Here is a 19,704-nt window from a genome sequence, read left to right as displayed (position 1 = left end):
CAGGCCAGGAGACCCCATGACCCTCACCACACACCGTCCCGACGGTGGCGACACCCCCGAGAGCGGCGCGACGCCGCGTTCCTCCCTCGAGGAGCGGTACACCCGCTCGTCGGGCACCGTCTACCTGACGGGCATCCAGGCGCTGGTCCGCATGATCGGTGACCGCGCCCGCATCGACCGCCGCGACGGTCTGCACACCGCCTCGTTCGTCTCCGGTTACGAGGGATCGCCCCTCGCCGGGTTCGACCTCGAACTCGCCCGGCGCCGAGCACTGCTGGCACCGCTCGACGTCACCCATCGGCCCGCCCTCAACGAGGAACTCGGCGCCACCTCGGTGATGGGCTCGCAGGTCGCCGCGCGGGTCGCCACCCTCGCACCCACCGCCGACGGGACGGCACGCGACGGCGTCGTCGGCTACTGGTACGGCAAGGCTCCCGGCCTCGACCGCGCGTCCGACGCGCTGCGGCACGCCAACCTGATCGGCACCCACCATCGCGGCGGTGCCGTCGCACTCGTCGGCGACGACCCCGGCGCCAAGAGCTCGACCGTGCCCTGCGCGTCGGAGATGGCGCTCGCCGACCTCTACATGCCGGTGCTCTACCCCGCCGACTCCCAGGACATCCTCGACCTCGGCGTCCACGCCGCACTGATGTCACGGGTCTCGGGACTGTGGACGTCGCTGAAGATCTCCGCCCACGTCGCCGACGGCGCCTCCACCGCCGAGATCTCCCCCGATCGCATCGTCCCGGACCTCGGCGCACTCGGCGACAGCCCGCACATCCCGAGCGGCCGACTGCTCGGAGCGGAGTTGATGGAGCTCGAGCAGAACCAGCTCACCATCCGCAAGCCGCGCGCCGAGGAGTACGCGCGCCTCAACCGGCTCAACCGGATCGTGCAGCGCACCGCCGACGACCGCATCGGCATCGTCGCGGCCGGCAAGACCTACCTCGACGTCCGGGAGGCGTTGCGACTCATCGGTGTCGGCGACGACGAGCTCGGCCGTCTCGGCATCCGGATCCTCAAACTCGGGATGGTCTACCCGTTCGAGCGGACGATCCTCGACGAGTTCGTGAGCGGTCTCGACGAGATCATCGTCGTGGAGGAGAAGCGCGACTTCATCGAGACGATGATGCGCGACATCCTCTTCGACCGCGCCCGGGCAGGCGGTCTGGCGTCCATCGTGGGCAAGACCGACGAGCAGGGCGCGACCCTGTTCTCGCGGTTCGGCGAGCTCGACGTCGACGCGGTCACGCGGGGTCTGGCGAACCGTCTGGCACGGGTGCACCACGTGCCGGCCGCGGTCGACTGGCTGGATCGGCAGAGCCGACGGCGCACCCGAATCGAGTTGCCGCTCGCGGTGCGCACCCCCTACTTCTGCTCCGGCTGTCCGCACAACAGCTCGACGAAGGTCACGCCCGACACACTCGTGGGTGCCGGGATCGGTTGCCACGCCATGGTTCTGCTGATGGACCCCGCACAGGTCGGCGACATCACCGGCGTCACCCAGATGGGTGGCGAGGGCGCGCAGTGGCTGGGTATCGCGCCGTTCGTCGGCGAGCAGCACTTCGTACAGAACGTCGGCGACGGCACCTTCATGCACTCGGGGTCGCTGGCGCTGCGCGCGGCGGTCGCATCCGGTGAACGCATCACCTACAAGCTGCTCTACAACGGGACCGTCGCGATGACCGGCGGGCAGGACGCCGTCGGCGCACAGGGCCTCGCCCCGCTGACACGACTCCTGCTGGCGGAGGGCGTGTCCCGTGTCGTCGTCACCTCCGACGACCCCGACCGCACCCGCGCACTCGACCTCGCATCCGGCGTCTCGGTCCGCCACCGCGACGACATGCTCGCAGTGCAGACCGAACTCGCCGGCGTCGACGGCGTGACCGTCCTGGTGCACGATCAGCACTGCGCCGCCGAGAAGCGCCGAGGCCGCAAGCGCGGGACCACGCCGACCCCGTCGACGCGCGTGATGATCAACGAGCGCATCTGCGAGGGGTGCGGCGACTGCGGCCAGAAGAGCAACTGCCTCTCGGTGCATCCGGTGCAGACCGAGTTCGGCCGCAAGACGCGGATCGACCAGAGCTCCTGCAACCTCGACATGTCCTGCCTCGACGGCGACTGCCCGTCGTTCGTGACGGTGACCCCGGGCGCGGGGGTGACCCGACCGCGCGTGGCCGACATCGGCGCCGACGTCGTCCCCTCGCCGCCCGACGTTCCGTCGCGACTGTCCGACCACGGATTCCGCATGCGCACCACGGGAATCGGCGGCACCGGCGTCGTCACCGTCAGCCAGGTGCTCGCCACCGCGGCGTCACTGGACGGCCTGCACGCCCGGACTGTCGACATGACCGGCCTGGCCCAGAAGGGCGGCGCCGTCGTCGGCGACCTCAAGCTGGCGACGCGGCCGCATCTCGACCAGGCCGCGAAGGTCGCGTCCGGGGACTGCGATCTGTACCTCGCCTGCGATCCGCTCGTCGGTGTCGACCCGGTGAACATCCGCGTCGCCGACCCCGACCTCACCGTCGCGGTGGTGTCCACGAGCGAGATCCCCACCGGCGCCATGGTCATCGACACCGCGGTCGGGTTCCCCGCGCGGTCGAGCATCGTCGACCGCGTCACCGAACAAGTCGCGCGCGCCGTCTTCGTCGACCCGGCGGCGACGGCGACCGCCCTGTTCGGCGACGAGCAGTTCGCGAACATGCTGATGGTCGGCGTCGCGTATCAGACCGGTGCACTGCCCATCTCGGCCGACGCCATCGAGTCCGCCATCGGCGTGAACGGGGTCGCGGTCGACGCGAACGTGCAGGCGTTCCGTCGCGGGCGGCAACTCGTCGCCGACCCGGGCGCGGTCACGGCTGCCGTCGACGCGGTGCGACCGGCCGCACCCGTCGACGAGCCGTCCCCGTTCGCCCTCGACCTGGTCGCACGCTTCGGCGACGTCGACGACGAGCTGCGCAACGCGCTGCTGCTGCGCATCGACGACCTCGTCGGCTACCAGAGCGAGAGGTACGCGCGACGGTTCGTCGACGACATCCGTCAGGTGTTCACCGCCGAACGTCCGTATGCGTCCACCGCGCTGACCGCCGCGGCGGCCCGCGGATTGCACAAACTGATGGCGTACAAGGACGAATACGAGGTCGCCCGCCTCTCCGCCGACGACGCGTTCGCCCGCGAGGTGGCCGACACCTTCGGTGCCGACGCCCGCGTGGACGTCCGGCTGCACCCGCCGGTCCTGCGCGCACTGGGGATGCGACGCAAGATCGCGCTCGGCCCGACGACACAGTCGGCGCTGCACGGGTTGGCCCACCTGAAGCGACTGCGCGGCACCGCCCTGGACCCGTTCGGCCGCACCGAGATCCGCCGCACCGAGCGCGCGCTCGTCGAGGAGTACCGGGACGTGGTGTGCGCGGTCGCCGCGGCGCTGCGGGACGACGGCCTGTCGCGCGACGAGCTGCCGGCAGCCGCTGCCCTGCTCGACCTGCCCGACATGGTCCGCGGCTACGAGCACATCAAGATGGCGAACGTCGCGCGCTACCGCGAGGAGATGGCCACACAGCGGGAGCGCCTCGGCGTCTGATCCGAGGCGAGGTCCGTTTTCTGACACCCCTGGCAAATTTTTGTCGGGGGTGTCAGGATCGTCGTCGTGAGTGCCTCCGTCATCGCCACGGCCCGCCGTCGACAACTCGTCGAGGCAACGGTCGAGGTGATCGACGAGGTCGGGGTGGGGTCGGCGTCGCTCGTCCGCATCGCGCGGCACGCCGGGGTCAGTCGCGGGGTCATCAACTACCACGTCGACGGCCGCGCGCCGCTCTTCGACGCCGTCGTCGAACACGTCTACGCCCTGGGGCGTGAGGTCGTCGCGCCGGGAACGCAGACCGCCGGCACCGCGATGGGTGCGATCGCCGCGATGATCCACGGCAGCCTCGCGTTCTACACCCAGCATCCTCGCGAGATGCGGGTGCTCTCCGCCCTGTTCGCGTCCGACGACCCCGACGCGCCGGGCCGCGCCGGGCATCGCGAGCACGCCGACGAGATCGACCGGCTCGCGACCATCGTCGACCGCGGCCACCGCGACGGCGAGTTCCGCGCGGTCGACGGCCGACTCGCCGCGGCGATGCTGCGCGCCGCGCTCGACGAGGCACTGGCCCGCATCACCGCCGGCGTCGACACCACCGACCTGGGACCCGAGATCGAGGCGGCGATGCGCGCACTCCTGTGCGCCGACCCCGCCTGACCGACGACACGAACCCAACAGGGAGGCGCCATGTCCCACCCGTCGCGAGCCGCGACGGCCATCGTCGCGGCAGCACTCCTGTTGACCGCCGCGTGCGGTTCGACCGCACCGTCGACCCGGCCGTCATCACCGACGCCCGCCCCCACCGTGGTCACGACGAGCAGCGGGGTGCTCACCGGCGCCGGCATCGGGGACACCCGCCAGTTCCTCGGGGTGCGGTACGCACAACCGCCCACCGGCGAACGTCGCTGGACGTTGCCGCGGCCCGTCGACAACCGTGACGCGCGGGTGGACGCCACTCGCCCGGGTGCTCCGTGCGAGCAGTCCGCCCCCGTCCCAGGCCGACCCGCACCGAGCGAGGACTGCCTCTTCCTGAACGTCACCACCCCACGGACCGCGGTGCCCGGGACACGACTCCCGGTGATGGTGTGGTGGCACGGCGGCGGATACACGAGTGGATCGGGCGCCACCTACGACGCGCGACGTCTGGCCGACACGGGAGACGTCATGGTGGTGACGGTGAACTACCGGCTGGGCATCTTCGGGTACCTCGGCATGCAGGATCTGCAGGGCGGCGGCGACTTCGGCTTCGCCGATCAGCTCGAGTCCCTGCGGTGGGTGCAGCGCAACGCGGCCGCGTTCGGGGGTGACCCGGACAACGTCACCGTGTTCGGCGAGTCCGCGGGTGGCATGTCGACGTGCGCGGCGCTGACCTCGCCGTCGGCGCGCGGCCTGATCGACAAGGCGATCGTGTCGTCGGGCTCGTGCGCACTCGTGTTCCCCACGGGAGCGCTCTATCCCGGCGTCCCGCTGCAGCGGCCGTACGTGTCCGCCGCCGACGCGGTCGCGACCGGGACCGACGTCGCGGGCACACTCGGCTGTCGGGGTGCCGGCACGCTCGAGTGCCTGCGACGGCTACCCGCGTCGACGCTTCTCACACAGAACGAGAACTTCTCCGACGCTCTGGCGTTCGGCACCCCGCTGCTCCCCCGCGATCCGCGCGACGCCGTCGCGGACGGCGACACCCTGCGGGTACCGCTCATGTCCGGAGGCAACCGCGACGAGAACGACGCGTTCACCGCGGGAGCCCTCGCCGCGAACCCGACCGCCTACACGACGCCGTCCTATCCGTCCGATCTCCGCGCCGCGTACGGTGACCGGTCATCGCAGGTGGCGCAGCGATATCCGTTGTCGCGGTTCACATCCGCCCCGGCAGCGCTCGCACGGACCTTCACCGACTCGGGCTGGGCCTGTCCCACGGTCCGCGCGAATCGGCAGTACGCGCGGCATGCCCCTGTCTACAGCTACGAGTTCTCCGACGAGACGGGGCCGAACGTCAGCGGAGGTGCGTCGTCACAGATCCCGAAGGCCGCCTTCCACGCCAACGATCTGCCCTACATCTTCGACCTGGGCGGACGGGACCTCGTCCCCCGCGACCCGCAGGCGGCGTTGTCGCGCAGGATGATCGAGTACTGGTCCTCGTTCGCACGCACAGGCACCCCGACCGCCGCAGGCGCACCTGCGTGGCCGCGGACGACATCGGGATCTGCACCCGTCCTCGGCTTCACCTCATCCGGTGTCCGCATCGTCGATCACTCCGCCGATCACCAGTGCGGCTTCTGGTCGGGTGTCGCCCTGCACTGACTCCACCGTCGGAACAACCGTCCACAACCCACACCGATGAGCACCGGCGTGTACACAGTGCACGCGGTTCACCTCATCGGTGTGGGTTGTGGACGCGACCGTGCGTGACCGGTCCGCGACCCGAGGTCTCGATCGTGCGGTGATGCGAGCAAGGCCCCTGCCCCGGCGACACGGACCGGTCTAGCGTCCACCTCATGACTGCGATCGCGAGTGGGGTCACCGACGAGCGCCTGGCGGGCCTGTGGCGGTGGAACATCGGGCTGACGGTCCTGCACGCCGCGCAGGCGATCGCCGTGCTGCTGCTGTCGAACGGCTTCTCCATCACCGTCACGTCGACGTTCCCGACAGGCCCGCCCGGGACGGCACCGCCCGCTCCGGAGAAGTTGTTCGACGTGTCGATCGGTGTCGCGATCGCGGTCTTCCTCGCCCTCGCCGCGATCGACCACCTCGTGACTGCGACGGTGGGGCGGCGTCTCTACGAGGCCGACCTGCGACGCGGGATCAACCGCTTCCGCTGGATCGAGTACTCGGTCAGCGCGTCGATCATGATCGTGCTCATCGCCTTCTACTTCGGCGTGACGAACATCGACGCCGTGATCGCGGTGTTCGGCGCGAACGTGGCGATGATCTTCTTCGGCTGGCTGCAGGAGCGGGAGAACCCGCCGGGCCGTGAGCACACGACGATGCTGCCGTTCTGGTTCGGGACCGTCGCCGGCGTCGTGCCGTGGATCGTCATCGTCGTGAACTTCGTCGGCGCCGGGAGCGGTGTCCCCGGGTTCGTCGTCGGCATCTTCGTCTCGCTGCTGGTCTTCTTCTCGACCTTCGCGGTCAACCAGTGGCTGCAGTACCGCCAGATCGGTCCGTGGCGCAGCTACGCGTTCGGCGAGAAGACGTATCTCGTCCTCAGCCTGGTCGCGAAGTCGCTGCTGGCGTGGCAGATCTTCGGTGGGTCACTCGCGAGCTGAGGCCCCCGTCCGACTCGGGAATTAGTTGGGTACTACACATAGTTGTAGACACCATTCATACTTGACCCGACCTCGGCGAAAGGGACCCACGATGCTCTCCTCGGTGACCACACGGTGGCGCGCGCAGTACGGGAAACTGCCCCCGGCCCTGCAGATGATCGGCCTGCAGATGTGGCTGCCGGTCTTCTTCCTCATCATGTTCAGCTTCTGCTACCTGGCGGCGTTCCACTCGCCGAAGATCCACGACGCGCCGGTCGCCGTCGTGAACTCCCCCGCCGCGTCACAGTTCACCCAGCAGTTCAGCAAGGCCTCGCCGGGCATGTTCGACTTCCGCTTCTACCAGGACTCCACCGAGGCGACCGACGCCGTGCGCGACGGCAGCGCCGCAGCGGCGGTCTCGTTCCCCTCGACCCGAGGAGCCGCGCCGGAGGTGACCATCGCCAGCGCCCACCAGTTCCAGGCGGCGCAATTGATGAAGGCGACCTTCACGACCGCCTTCACCCGGGCAGGCACCGCGCCGACGATCACCGACATCGCCCCCCTGCCGTCCGGCGACTCCTACGGACTCGGGGCGATGTACCTCATGCTCTCGTGGTGCATCGGCGGGTACATGGTCGCGATGTTCATCGGCATGATGGGCAACCCGCTCAGCCACCGCACCCGCGTCGGCATCCTCGCCGGCGGCGCGCTGGTCGCCTCGGTGCTCACCAACGTCCTCGCCTCGACGGTGATCGGCGTCTACGACACGTCCCACATCTGGCAGATGATGGGCATCTCGTTCCTGTGGATCCTCGCGATCGGCCTCGCCGTGAACGGTCTGGCCTACTTCTTCGGGCGGTTCGTCACCGCCGTCGCCCTGTTGATGTTCGTCTTCCTGTCGATCCCGTCGTCGGGTGCCGCCTACCCGACGTGGATGGTGCCGCGGATCTTCGCCGACCTGAACCCGCTCGTCGTCGGACACGGCATCACCGAGATGATCAAGCGCATCCTCTACGGCGTCGGCGAGCCGTACTGGCAGCCGTTCCTGCTGATGGCCGGTTACGCGGTGCTCGGCATCGTGACGATGGCAGTCGGCAAGCGGTGGCGCGAGAGCAAGGAGTTCGACCGCATCCTCGCCGGCAAGTCGACGATGATGGCGGCCGCCCAGGGCGCGATGATGCAGAAGGGCATGGCCGACCGCGAACGCATCCTCGCCGCGCACGGGCTCGACAGCGACGCCCGACCGATCGAGCACGAGGACAGCGACGACACCCACCCCGGCGCGGACAGCGAGACCCGGGACCGTGACGAGACAGCTCGGACATCGCACTACACCGTCGCCGACATCGAGTCCGACTTCGGTGGCGACCCCATGTTGGGTGGGAACGGACTGGGCCGCAGCGGGACCGGCGGTGCACTCGCGACGGACGAGCTCGAACACCAGGTCCGCGAGATGATCAACCGCCCCCGGGTCGCCGACGCGTCGACGAACGGACACGCGCGGCACTAGGGACACTCGCCGAGCGCGGCCGGGTCGGTTCTACTGGTGGCATGGACGACCTGGCCGTGCGACCCGGCGACCCCGGACATCCCGTCCGCCGACGGATCGACGATCTCATCGACGAGCACCGTGATCTCCTCGCCCACCACCTCGACGACCTGACCGAGGAGGAGGCCCGACGGTCACTGGTGCCGTCGGCGACGACGCTGCTCGGCCTGCTGAAGCACGTGACCTTCGTCCACCGCGTCTGGTACGACCAGGACATCACCGGCCGGACCCGAGCCGACATGGGTCTCCCCGAGGCCGCCGAGGACTCCTGGATGCTCGACGACGGCGACACCATCGAGTCCGTGCTGTCGGGGTACCTGACCGCGTGCGCGGAGGCCCGGCTCGCGATCGCCTCGACGAGCCTGGACACCATCGTGACCGGCCGCCGACCGCACCCGCTCTGGGACTCTCACCTGCACGTGCTGCGCGAGCTCGCCCACCACTGCGGCCACGCCGACATCCTCCGTGAGCAGATCCTCGCCGCACGCGATCAGGACCGCCCGTCCGGCCGATGACCCGCGAAGTGTGATTGATTCATCCGAACAATCCAAGATTCTACGATCCGGCGACGACATCGACCGATCGTTCACATTGTCCAGAAAGCAAAGTCCGCCCTCACCTGCGATTTCGTGAGCGGAATTCACCATCGAGAAATGACAGGAAATGCGGCGTATTTCCGATGCGCGGCATTCGGAGGCGGGTTATCTTCACGACATTATCCACAGTGGCAAAGTCCACATTCACCGCCAGGAGCGCGTCATGCGCAGGTCACTCCGTCTCACCATCCCCGTCGCCGCGGCCACGGCAGCGCTCGTCGCGCCGGCCCTGTTCGCGCCGGCAGTCGCGTCCGCCGTCGACACCACCATCACGTTCGCTGTGACCGGTGGCGCGCTGAGCATCACCGCCCCGGCATCGACGACGTTCACCAGCGTCACCGCGAGCGCCGCCACCGGCAGCATCACCGACGTGACCGTCACCGACGCTCGTCTCGGCCTCGTCGGCTGGGTGGCGAGCGCGACGAGCACCTCGTTCGCGAACACCGCCACCACGCCCACGACGATCGCCAACAGCAATGTCAACTATCTGCCCGGCCTGGCGACCCCCACCGGTGTCGTCGTCATCGTCCCCGGACTCGGGGGCCCGATGGGCTCGTCGGTGACCGCACAGAGCGCCACCGGGGTGATCGGGGGCAACAGCGCGAAGTGGTCGCCCACGATCACGGTGAACCTGCCCAGCAACGCGACCGCCGGCACGTACACCGGCACGATCACCCACTCGGTGGCGTGAGCCCCGCGCTGTCCCGGCGCACCCTCCGCACCTGCCTGGCACTTCTCGTCGGCGGCCTCGTCGCCGTCACGGGTGCGCCCGGCGCGCCGGCCGTCGCCGAGCCGTCGTCCTCCCCGGGCGCCCCGGGCACGGGACTGGGGATCCGGCTGCTCGAGGCGCCGGTGTCGCTGGAGAAGGATCCGCGCGCACAGACCTACATCGTCGACAATCTCCCGCCGGGCACCACCATCGAGCGCACGTTCGAGGTCAGCAACGCCACCGGTTCCCCACAGCAGGTGTCCCTGTACCCCGGCGCCGCGACCATCCCGTCCGGCGAAGGGTTCACGGTCCAGGACGGACGGGCGACCAACGAGTTGACGTCGTGGATGTCGGTCACACCGGCGACGATCACCGTGCCCGACCGGGCCGCGCGGACGGCGACCGTCCGCATCGCGGTCCCCCGCGACGCGACGGAGACCGAACGTTATGCGGTCGTGTGGGCGGAGATCCGCGGTGCGGCCCCGTCGGGCGGTGGCATCGTCGGTGTCTCCCGCGTCGGCATCCGGGTCTACCTCTCGGTGGGACCGGGCAACGGTCCACCGGCGGACTTCCGGCTCGCCGCGGTCACCCCCGGACGCGCGGCCGACGGCTCACCCCAGGTGACGGTCGGGATCGAGAACGTCGGCCGGCGAGCGCTGGATCCGCGGGGCACGGTCACGCTGAGCGACGGGCCCGGCGGTGTCAGCGCAGCACCGGTCTCGGGTTCCGGTGGATCCATCGCGCCGGGCGACCGAGGGACGGTGACGTTCCCGTTCGATCGTGCACTCGCGGCCGGGCCGTGGAAGGCATCGGTGTCCGTGAGCAGCGGCGTCGTCACACGTGACACCTCGACCACCATCACCTTCCCCGGTGCCGCCGAATCGTCGGACAGCGACGGTGGCACCGCCTGGTGGGTGTGGGTCGTGGCGGGGGTCGTCATCGTTGCGGCCGTCGTCGTCGCCTCGGTGCTGCTGATCCGCCGCCGACGCAGCGGAACGTGACCGTGTCACCGAGCTCGGGACCGCCTCGCCGACTCGTCTGGGTCGGCGGGGTGGTGACAGCACTCCTGACGGTGGGGACCACGGTCGCCCACGCGGATCCCCCCGACGGGTGTGTGGTGACCACCGCGACCACCACCACCGTCGCCCCTGCCGACGTCACCGTCACCGCGACCCCCGTGCCCTGCACCCAGCCCTCCGCGCCGAGTGTCTCGGTGACCCCTCTCGAGACCACGCCGGGCAACGACGCGACGACGAGCGCCGCGCCGGACGTGGTGGTGGTGCCGTCCGCGGTACCGACCTCCGCCGCACCGTCAGTCGCGACGTCCTCGGACACCACGCCGACGACCTCGACGGTCCCCACCACCACAACTGCGACCGCCCCGTCCCCGCTGTCCACGGCCCCCACGTCGGCATCGCCACCGTCGACGTCCACATCGACGTCGGTTGCATCCTCGACACAGTCGTCGTCGACTCCGCCGCCGCGGGTGCGCTCGTCGTCGACCACACCCCCGGCAGTGGCAGCGGCGAGCGGATCGTTGTTGTCACTCGCCGTCGGCGGCGGTCTCGTCGCACCCACCACGACCGTTGAGCCCGGCACCACCTGGACCGGCAAGGGGTCCATCCTGGTGACCGACATCCGGTTGCTCCCGGCGCCCGGGTGGGTCGCGACGGTGTCGCTGTCACCGCTGGTGGGGCAGCGATCAGGCCAGGTGCTCCAGCCGTCGTCAGCGACCTACACCGCGTCGGAGAGTCGCTGCGCGGTGACCGGATCCGTCCAGCCGGCGACCACCGTCGCCCTGGCGAAGGCTGACGCGGCGGTGAAGCGCGCGTCGGGACTGTGCGCGTCGTCGTGGGCGATGTCGGTCGCCATCACCGTGCCCTCGACGGGAGTCGTCGCCGACAGCTACACCGGCACGCTCACACAGTCGATCTTCTGATCGAGTCGACGCCCTTAGCCTTGAGATCGTGGGCTTCTACGACGACCGCGTGCTTCCTCGCGTCATCGACCTGACACTGGGCCGCCATGTGGCCGACCTGCGAGCGCGGGCGTGTGCCGGACTACGCGGCGAGGTGCTCGAGCTCGGATTCGGATCCGGGCCGAACATCCCGTACTACCCGGCGGCGGTGACTCGGGTACTCGGCGTCGAACCATCGGTCGGCGCTCGCCGACTGGCCGCACCGAGGATCGCGGCGTCGCCGACGCCGGTGGACCTGATCGGCCTCGACGGTGCCCGCATCGACCTGCCCGACGCCTCCGTCGACTGCGTGCTGAGCACCTGGACGCTGTGCACGATCCCAGATGTCGATGCGGCGATCGCCGAGATGCACCGTGTGCTCCGCCCCGGTGGCGCAGTCCATTTCGTCGAACACGGGGTGTCGCCACGTCCGTCGATCGCACGATGGCAGAGACGGATCGAACCCGTGTGGGGGGCCGTCGCCGGCGGGTGCCATCTCACGCGAGACACGCCGGCCCTCCTGCGGGAACACGGCCTCGAACTCGACGACCTCGACGTCGTCCACAAGGGGCCGGATCTCGTCGCGCGGATGTCGATCGGGACGGCCCACCGCTGACCGTGTGCACGCTCTCGGTGGCAGAGTTTCGGCACGCTCGGCGTTGAGTTTCGGCACGCTCGGCGACGGTCAGCCGGCGGTGATGACGACCTTGCCGACCGTCTCCGAGGACTCGAGGAGTCGATGCGCCTCGCGCAGGGTGTCGACTCCCAGCGGTGACAGCGTCCGGTTCATCGTCGTCACGACCCGCCCCTCGTCCACGAGGTCGGCGACACGGTCGAGCAGCCGTGCCTGCGCATCGCTCTCGGGCTCGTGCAACGGACGCGCGAACATGAACTCCCACCGCCAGCTCTGGCTCTTCGATTTCAACGCCATGGTGTCGAGCCCGTCCGGGTCGTCGATCGCGACGACCGCTCCGCGTACCCGCAGCAGCTCGGCATAGGCCTCGACGTTGCCCTCCGAGAACGCCGAGAAGACGTGGTCGACGCCGTCCGGGGCGACCTCTCGCACCGCGGCGACGAGGTCGTCACGGCCGACGACATGGTTGGCGCCCATCCGCTGCGACCACTCCCGTGACTCGTCGCGTGATGCGGTCGCGACGACAGTGAGGTCGGTGAGCGCGCGGGCGAGCTGGGTGACCATCGACCCCGTGCCGCCCGCGCCGCCGGTCACGAGGATCGTTCCGTCGGCCCCCTCCGGGATCTCCAGGACGTCGAAGAGCGCCTCCCACGCGGTGATCGTGGTGAGGGGCAGCGCCGCGGCCTGCGCGAAGTCCAGCGACGAGGGCTTGCGGCCGACGACCCGCTCGTCGACGAGGTGCAGGTTCGTGTTGGTGCCCGGGCGGGCGATCGAGCCGGCGTAGTAGACCTCGTCCCCGACCGCCCGCGTGGTCACCTCCGGCCCGACGGCCACGATGACACCGGCCGCGTCGAAACCGAGGACCCTCGGAGCGGTGTCGGCGTCGAAGCTGCTGCGCACCTTCGCGTCGACCGGGTTCACCGACACCGCACGGACCTCGACGAGCAGGTCGTGTCCGGTGGGTGTGGGGGCGTCGGATTCCACGACGACGAACGACGACTCGGCGTCGACGGGTCCCGGCGCGGTGGCGGCGATCGATGTGGTGGTGGTCGGTGCGGTCATGTCCTCGACGGTAGGTGCGCGGCGGCCGGCACGCCACGACCCCACAGACGACGACGGCCCCGCCCGGTCGGGGCAGGGCCGTCGTGAGACGTGCTGTCAGAGAGCGTTGTACAGCTCTCGGGCGAGCTCGGCGGTCTCGGTCGGAGTCTTGCCGACCTTCACACCGGCGGCCTCGAGCGCGTCCTTCTTGGCCTGCGCGGTGCCGGAGCTGCCCGAGACGATGGCACCGGCGTGGCCCATCGTCTTGCCCTCGGGAGCGGTGAACCCGGCGACATAGCCGACGACGGGCTTGGACACGTTGGCCTTGATGTAGTCGGCCGCGCGCTCCTCGGCGTCGCCGCCGATCTCACCGATCATGACGATGACCTTGGTCTCCGGATCGGCCTCGAACGCCTCGATGGCGTCGATGTGCGTGGTGCCGATGACGGGGTCGCCGCCGATGCCGATCGCGGTGGACATACCGATGTCCCGCAGCTCGTACATCATCTGGTAGGTCAGCGTCCCCGACTTCGACACGAGGCCGATGCCACCCTTGCCGGCGATGTTCGCCGGGGTGATCCCGACGAGCGACTCACCGGGGGTGATGATGCCGGGGCAGTTCGGGCCGATGATGCGGGTCTTCTCGCCCTTGGACTTGTTGTAGGCCCAGGCGTAGGCGGAGTCCTGCACGGGGATGCCCTCGGTGATGACGACGAGAAGGGGGATCTCGGCGTCGATCGCCTCGATGATGGCGTCCTTGGCGAACTTCGGCGGCACGAAGGCGATCGAGACGTCGGCACCGGTGGACTCCATGGCCTCGGAGACCGACCCGAAGACGGGCAGTTCGACGTCGGAGCCGTCCTTGGCCTGGTGGGTGACCGTGGTGCCGGCCTTGCGGGCGTTGACGCCGCCGACGACCTGGGTGCCGGCCTTGAGCATCAGCTTGGTGTGCTTGGTGCCCTCGCCGCCGGTGATGCCCTGGACGATGACCTTGGAGTCCTTGGTGAGGAAAATCGACATGTCTTCTCGTCCTTTACTTGCTCGCCAGTTCGGCGGCCTTGTCGGCGCCGGCGTCCATGGTGTCGGCCAGGGTGACCAGCGGGTGGTTCGCCTCGTCGAGGATGCGGCGGCCCTCCTCGACGTTGTTGCCGTCGAGCCGGACCACGAGGGGCTTGTTCGCGTCGTCGCCGAGGATCTTCAGCGCGGAGACGATGCCGTTCGCGACCGCGTCACAGGCGGTGATGCCGCCGAAGACGTTGACGAAGACGCTCTTGACCTGTGAGTCGCCGAGGATGACGTCGAGGCCGGCGGCCATGATCTCCGCCGACGCGCCACCACCGATGTCGAGGAAGTTGGCGGGCTTCACACCGCCGTGCTTCTCTCCGGCGTAGGCGACGACGTCGAGCGTCGACATGACCAGACCCGCGCCGTTGCCGATGATGCCGACCTGTCCGTCGAGCTTGACGTAGTTGAGGTCGTTCTCCTTCGCCTTCTGCTCGAGGGGGTCGGTCGCGTCCTTGTCCTCGAACTCCGCGTGACCCTCCTGACGGAAGTCGGCGTTGGCGTCGAGGGTGACCTTGCCGTCGAGGGCGAGGATCTCGTCGTCGGGGGTGCGGACCAGCGGGTTGACCTCGACGAGGGTCGCGTCCTCGCCGACGAAGACCTCCCACAGCTTCTGGATGGTGACGGCCGCGGCGTCGAGCACCTCGGCGGGCAGGTGGCCCTGCTCGGCGATGCTGCGCGCGAACTCGACGTCGACACCCTTCACGGCGTCGACGGGGACCCGGGCGAGGCGGTCGGGCTTGGTGGCGGCGACCTCCTCGATCTCGACACCGCCCTCGACCGAGCACATCGCCAGGTAGGTGCGGTTGGTCCGGTCGAGCAGGAAGGAGATGTAGTACTCCTCCGCGATGTCCTTGGCCTCGGCGACCAGGAGCTTCTTGACGACGTGGCCCTTGATGTCGAGGCCGAGGATCGCCTCGGCGTTCGCCTGCGCCTCGTCGGCGTCGGCGGAGTACTTGACGCCGCCCGCCTTGCCGCGGCCGCCGACCTTGACCTGCGCCTTGATCATGACCGGCTTGCCGATTTCCTCGGCGATCTGCCGTGCACCCTCGACCGTGTCGGTGACGCGGCCGGCGGATGTCGGAACCTCGTGCTTGGCGAAGAGTTCCTTCGCCTGGTATTCGAAGAGATCCATTCAGCTCACCATCTCCAGATTCGCCCGCGCTTCGTCTGTGGCCGCGAGCACCACGAGGAAGGTTATCGCCGGGTCGAAACACGCCCGGACCGGCATCCGATCCATGTGCGCCAGGTCACTCCCGGACCGGCGTCGAGCTCCGTCCGAGCGCTCGTTCGGGCCGATTTCGGCCCGATTCGGGCGCTGTGGGCAGAAATTCCGCCCGATCGGACCGGTCGACAATTTGTGAGGCAGCTCACATCGCTGAAGAACCGTTCGCCCACGGTTGCACTCACTGCAATCATTTCGTTACCGTCGCCTCGGCACCGCGACGAGACCGCGATCACGACGGACTCCGACCGAGGTGTCGAACCGTGGCGGACCAGCCGAGAGGCACAACACACGCGATGCGACATGCATCACGCGCAGGCACACGTGTGTCGGATTCGGAAGGTGCAGTCTTGGCAGTACGTGGGAACACGGGCGTCGACCGGAGCAGTGCGACCCTGACGGACGATGTCCGACCCGAGGAGATCACCTCGATCATCCCGATCGACTGGGATTCCGCCGACGCCCCCGCATGGGATTCGCCCCGCCCGCGTACGCCTCACCGGCCGCTGCCCGCCGACGTCACCCAGGACATCCTCATCGCCGAGTGCGAGTTCGAGGACACCGCCGACGCCCACCCCTTCGCCCTCGACGAGACCGGTTACCGCGCCCCGGTCCGCCGCCCCGCACCCCAGGCCCGCCCGACACGCTCGGGTGGTCGTCACCGCCTCGCCGCGCCGCCGTCGGCCCTCAAGGGTCGCGCCGCGCTGATCGCCGTCGCGGCCGGCGCAGCCGTCGTCGCCGCGACCGGCCACTTCGACGGCGCGACGCAGACCGACACCGAGAACGCCGACGCCTCCAACGCCGCCGTGAACCCGGCCGCCGCGGTCGCCCCCGTCGACCCGACGGTCGACGGCGACTCGGGCGTCACGCCGGGCACCGCACCGGCGGACATGAAGAACTTCACCGACCAGCTCACCGAGGGCGACAAGTTCGCGAAGGACGCTGCAGCGGCCGACGCCGCGTCCCGTCGTCCGCTGTTCGCGTCACCGGTTGCGTTCGGCGCGTACCAGTTCACCTCCGGCTTCGCCTACCGCTGGGGCGCGTTCCACGGTGGTGTGGACTTCGCCGCCCCGCTCGGCACGCCCATCCACGCCGCGACCGACGGCATCGTCCGCGAGGCCGGTCCCGCGGAGGGCTTCGGCAACTGGATCCAGATCGAGGCACCGGACGGCACCATCACGATGTACGGCCACATGTACGACTCCGGCGTGAAGGTCCGCAAGGGCGAGCACGTGATGGCCGGCGACATCATCGGCGCGGTCGGGAGCAACGGGTTCTCCACCGGACCGCACTGCCACTTCGAGGTGTGGCAGCACGGCATGAAGATCGACCCGACACCCTGGCTCGCCGAGCACGGCATCCGCCAGCCCGCCTACACCGGCTGAGCCTCCGCATCACACGGCCGCGCCGTCACCGCATCCGGCGACGGCGAGTCCGCTCAGGGTCGCCGAGTCCTGACCCCACCCGCGACGATCGCCGCGATCCGTGCAGCGAGATCGCGGAGTTCCTCCTCGGTCTGACCGTCGCGGTGACGGAACCAGTTGTCGATCGCGTTGATGCTGCTCAGGACCGTCCGGGTGAGCAGACCGGGGTCCTCGGCGACGATCGACCCGTCGAGTGTCCCCTCGACGATCACCCGGCGGTAGACCGACTCGAACTCCTCGCGGGAGCCGTTGTGGCGCGTGAGCGCCTGTCGCTGTCCCGGTTTCAGCGCCGAGCTCTGCTGGTAGCGCACACCCTGATGGATCGTGTTGTGGTATCCGATGCTCCGGGTCAGATGGAAGATGTGGCTCTCGGCCATCGCTGTGAGTCGGTCGGCGCCGCTGCCCGGGGCGGTCGCCAGCGGCTCGACCTCGGCACGGATGATCGCCATGCCGCGCTCGTACACGCTGAGGAAGATGTCGAACTTCGAGCGGAAGTGGTAATAGATCAACCCCTTCGTGGCTCCGACCCGCTCCGCGATGTCGTCGATCGTCGTGGCGGCGAACCCCTGCTCGTGGAACGCCGACGCGGCCGCGTCGAGGATGCGGATCCTCGTCTCCTCGGTGCCCCCCGCGAGCTCGGCTGTCACTGATGCCTCCGTCGTGCATGGATGTCCCCGCACCCGAGGACGAACCGATCGTAAGCGCGCGCGACGTTCGAGATGATCAGCGAGCGGTGCCCCCGAGACGAACGGCGACGATCGCAGCCTCTCGGACCGGTCGGCGGTTCGCCTCCAGGAAGTCCGGTGCCGTCGACAGGAACAGGGTCCGCGAGTCCGCACCACCGACGGCGCAGGCGAAGACGCCGGTCCCCGGGGCGATCTCGTCGACGATCGATCCGCCCTCGGCGACCTTCACCGCCCGCCCGCCGATCGCGTCCGCGATCCAGAGGCCCCCGTCACCGTCGAGGGCGCACCCGTCCGGCGCGACCACCAGGCGGCCCATCGCTGCTTCCAGGGCGTCCTCCACCGGCTCGGTTCCGAACGACGCCCATGTCGACCTGTTCGTCAGCGCACCGTCGTCGGCGATGTCGAATGCGGTGACCCTGTTGCCGAACGTCTCCCCGACGAGGAGCCGACCGTCGGGGGTGATCGCCATGCCGTTCGGGAACCACAGCTCGTCGGCGACCTGTGTGACCGTGCCGTCGACGTCGACGCGGTGGAGGGTCGTCGGTGTGACAGCGTCTCCCCCCATCAGGTCGAACCCGAAGTTGCCCACGTACGCACGGCCACCGGCGTCGACGCTCATGTCGTTGAGGTGCGCGCTCACGTGGCCGCTGAGGTCGGCATGCGGGGCCAGCGTGCCGTCGGCCTCACGCCGCAGGACCATCCGGTCGTGCTGCGAGGCCACCAGGAGCCGACCGTCCGGCAACCACCCGAGGCCGGAGGGCTGACCGGCCACCTCCGCTTCCACGCGCAGGTCGTCGCCGTTCTCCCGGACCGACAGGACCTCATGGGTGTAGAAGTCGGAGAACCAGAGTCGTCCGTCACGCCATCGCGGCGCCTCGGTGAACGAGCGGTCGGCGACGACGGTGGTGAACTGCGATGTCACTGCGGTGTCCTTGCTCTCGGGGGAAGACGATCGGTGGTGGGAGTCGGTCAGGCCGACGCGGCATCGACGAATCGCTCGAGCTCTCGCCGGATGTCGGAGCCGCACGGTTGGAGGACGATCTCGGTCACACCCTGTGCCTCGAGATCGGTGAGGCGAGCACGGATCTCGTCGGCGGTGCCCGTGAGCGTCGTGGGGGCGACGAGGGCATGACCCCCTGCCGCCCACGCGGCCTCGTCCGCGGCGTTGAGGGCGACGGCGTGGCCCCGGTGCACCACGAGATGACGGTTGTCCTCGGGCTCCTTGTCGAGCGTGGCCAACCACTCTGCGCCACCGGGCAACCCGGCCACCGCATCGCGCCCCGCGAACTCGTAGGTCGCGTGGTAGTTCAGCGCCCACCCCGGACCGACCGCGTCCTTCACATGATCGGAGTCGGTCGTCTCCCCCTCGTCGAGAACGGTTCCCCAGGTGAGGAAGGCGACCTGATCGTGGTCGGCGGCGAACTGAGGCACGGCTTGGGTGACGAAGAGACCGTCTCCGAGCCTGCTCGCGACGGCGTTGCCCTTGGGCCCGATCGCCCCGACGTACACCTCGACGTCGATGGGGCGGTCCGGTGCGTGTCCGCGCGGATGCAGCATCTGCATCTGCACGTCCTCCCACGTCACCACCTCCCCACGCAGCAGCCCCCGATATGCCTCGATGTAGCGCTCCATGTAGGCCCACGTGATGGCGCTATACCCCATCGCGCGCCGCGCGGTGAACCCCGTGCCGAATGCGACCGCCACCCGACCCGGCGCGAGGGCCGCGAGATTCGCTGTCGCGGAGGCGTTCACCACCGGGTGTCGGAGGCTCGGCACCAGCACGCCCGGGCCCAGACCGATGCGGTCGGTCTTCGCCGCCGCGGCGGCGAGGGTCACCCAGACGTCGGCGCTCTGCTGCGGCGTGTCGTACAGCCATGCGCGGTGGTAGCCGAGGTCCTCGGCGATCGCGACATGCTCGGGTGAGTCCAGATCGGTGGTGAATGCGCACGAGACGAGCACGGGCGGTCCTTTCGTGGCGGCGGGCGACGGGCACCCG

Annotated in this window: 18 protein-coding genes; 11 read left to right on the top strand and 7 right to left on the bottom strand. The window is 69.6% G+C overall.

The features are described from left to right. The first annotated feature begins 16 nt into the window (after nucleotides 1–16). The 8 genes from ACXVUM_RS13810 (at nucleotide 17) to ACXVUM_RS13775 (ending at nucleotide 10,680) form a co-directional block, all read left to right on the top strand. Nucleotides 17–3,580: an indolepyruvate ferredoxin oxidoreductase family protein gene (locus ACXVUM_RS13810; RefSeq protein WP_458522348.1), complete on the top strand. Its 3,564-nt coding sequence runs from the start codon at nucleotides 17–19 to the stop codon at nucleotides 3,578–3,580. Nucleotides 3,581–3,646: 66 nt separating this feature from the next. Next, nucleotides 3,647–4,237: a TetR family transcriptional regulator gene (locus ACXVUM_RS13805; protein WP_458522347.1), complete on the top strand. Its 591-nt coding sequence runs from the start codon at nucleotides 3,647–3,649 to the stop codon at nucleotides 4,235–4,237. A gap of 30 nt (nucleotides 4,238–4,267) precedes the next feature. Continuing rightward, on the top strand, nucleotides 4,268–5,881 hold the full coding sequence (locus ACXVUM_RS13800; protein ID WP_458522346.1) for a carboxylesterase/lipase family protein: 1,614 nt from the start codon (nucleotides 4,268–4,270) through the stop codon (nucleotides 5,879–5,881). Between the two features lie 194 nt (nucleotides 5,882–6,075). Then, on the top strand, nucleotides 6,076–6,846 hold the full coding sequence (gene heR, locus ACXVUM_RS13795; RefSeq protein WP_458522345.1) for a heliorhodopsin HeR: 771 nt from the start codon (nucleotides 6,076–6,078) through the stop codon (nucleotides 6,844–6,846). 91 nt (nucleotides 6,847–6,937) lie between these two features. After that, the gene (locus tag ACXVUM_RS13790; protein ID WP_458522344.1) at nucleotides 6,938–8,335 is read left to right on the top strand and encodes an ABC transporter permease; all 1,398 of its coding nucleotides are present in this window, start codon (nucleotides 6,938–6,940) and stop codon (nucleotides 8,333–8,335) included. Nucleotides 8,336–8,376: 41 nt separating this feature from the next. After that, the gene (locus tag ACXVUM_RS13785; RefSeq protein WP_458522343.1) at nucleotides 8,377–8,889 is read left to right on the top strand and encodes a DinB family protein; all 513 of its coding nucleotides are present in this window, start codon (nucleotides 8,377–8,379) and stop codon (nucleotides 8,887–8,889) included. 244 nt (nucleotides 8,890–9,133) lie between these two features. Next, nucleotides 9,134–9,661 (top strand): WxL domain-containing protein, encoded by a 528-nt coding sequence (locus tag ACXVUM_RS13780; protein WP_458522342.1) that lies wholly within the window; start codon nucleotides 9,134–9,136, stop codon nucleotides 9,659–9,661. Beyond that, entirely contained in the window at nucleotides 9,658–10,680 is a 1,023-nt protein-coding gene (locus tag ACXVUM_RS13775; protein WP_458522341.1) for a hypothetical protein, read from the top strand. The genes ACXVUM_RS13780 and ACXVUM_RS13775 overlap by 4 nt, the downstream gene beginning before the upstream one ends. On the opposite strand, the gene ACXVUM_RS13770 is transcribed toward ACXVUM_RS13775, so the two are convergent. Next, complete coding sequence (locus ACXVUM_RS13770) at nucleotides 10,616–11,185, bottom strand: hypothetical protein (protein ID WP_458522340.1); 570 nt, start codon at nucleotides 11,183–11,185, stop codon at nucleotides 10,616–10,618. The genes ACXVUM_RS13775 and ACXVUM_RS13770 overlap by 65 nt on opposite strands. A gap of 10 nt (nucleotides 11,186–11,195) precedes the next feature. On the opposite strand from ACXVUM_RS13770, the gene ACXVUM_RS13765 reads away from it, so the two are divergent. Continuing rightward, nucleotides 11,196–11,618, top strand: coding sequence for a hypothetical protein (locus ACXVUM_RS13765; RefSeq protein ID WP_458522339.1), 423 nt, complete (start codon nucleotides 11,196–11,198; stop codon nucleotides 11,616–11,618). A 28-nt stretch (nucleotides 11,619–11,646) separates the two neighbouring features. Further along, entirely contained in the window at nucleotides 11,647–12,252 is a 606-nt protein-coding gene (locus tag ACXVUM_RS13760) for a class I SAM-dependent methyltransferase (protein WP_458522338.1), read from the top strand. Nucleotides 12,253–12,321: 69 nt separating this feature from the next. Here ACXVUM_RS13760 and ACXVUM_RS13755 read toward each other — a convergent pair whose 3' ends face one another. From ACXVUM_RS13755 to sucC, 3 genes are all read right to left on the bottom strand, one after another. After that, nucleotides 12,322–13,332 carry a zinc-binding alcohol dehydrogenase family protein gene (locus ACXVUM_RS13755; RefSeq protein WP_458522337.1) on the bottom strand — a complete coding sequence of 337 codons (1,011 nt, stop codon included), beginning with the start codon at nucleotides 13,330–13,332 and terminating at the stop codon, nucleotides 12,322–12,324. Between the two features lie 96 nt (nucleotides 13,333–13,428). Then, nucleotides 13,429–14,331 carry a succinate--CoA ligase subunit alpha gene (gene sucD, locus ACXVUM_RS13750; RefSeq protein ID WP_458522336.1) on the bottom strand — a complete coding sequence of 301 codons (903 nt, stop codon included), beginning with the start codon at nucleotides 14,329–14,331 and terminating at the stop codon, nucleotides 13,429–13,431. Between the two features lie 13 nt (nucleotides 14,332–14,344). Continuing rightward, nucleotides 14,345–15,508, bottom strand: coding sequence for an ADP-forming succinate--CoA ligase subunit beta (sucC, locus tag ACXVUM_RS13745; protein WP_458522335.1), 1,164 nt, complete (start codon nucleotides 15,506–15,508; stop codon nucleotides 14,345–14,347). 440 nt (nucleotides 15,509–15,948) lie between these two features. Between sucC and ACXVUM_RS13740 the strand changes: the two genes are divergently transcribed. Continuing rightward, complete coding sequence (locus tag ACXVUM_RS13740; protein WP_458522334.1) at nucleotides 15,949–16,983, top strand: M23 family metallopeptidase; 1,035 nt, start codon at nucleotides 15,949–15,951, stop codon at nucleotides 16,981–16,983. Nucleotides 16,984–17,036: 53 nt separating this feature from the next. Here ACXVUM_RS13740 and ACXVUM_RS13735 read toward each other — a convergent pair whose 3' ends face one another. The 3 genes from ACXVUM_RS13735 to ACXVUM_RS13725 all read right to left on the bottom strand — a co-directional run bounded on the left by ACXVUM_RS13735 (nucleotide 17,037) and on the right by ACXVUM_RS13725 (nucleotide 19,667). Continuing rightward, a complete protein-coding gene (locus ACXVUM_RS13735) occupies nucleotides 17,037–17,669 on the bottom strand; it encodes a TetR/AcrR family transcriptional regulator (protein ID WP_458522333.1) in 633 nt (210 codons plus the stop codon). 76 nt (nucleotides 17,670–17,745) lie between these two features. Beyond that, nucleotides 17,746–18,630 carry an SMP-30/gluconolactonase/LRE family protein gene (locus ACXVUM_RS13730; RefSeq protein ID WP_458522332.1) on the bottom strand — a complete coding sequence of 295 codons (885 nt, stop codon included), beginning with the start codon at nucleotides 18,628–18,630 and terminating at the stop codon, nucleotides 17,746–17,748. 47 nt (nucleotides 18,631–18,677) lie between these two features. Then, nucleotides 18,678–19,667 (bottom strand): LLM class flavin-dependent oxidoreductase, encoded by a 990-nt coding sequence (locus ACXVUM_RS13725; RefSeq protein ID WP_458522331.1) that lies wholly within the window; start codon nucleotides 19,665–19,667, stop codon nucleotides 18,678–18,680. Nucleotides 19,668–19,704 lie beyond the last annotated feature (37 nt).

This window comes from Williamsia sp. SKLECPSW1, from assembly GCF_054332755.1.
The sequence above is the reverse complement of the archived record's forward strand: the minus strand, read 5'-3'. Positions and strand labels throughout refer to the sequence as shown.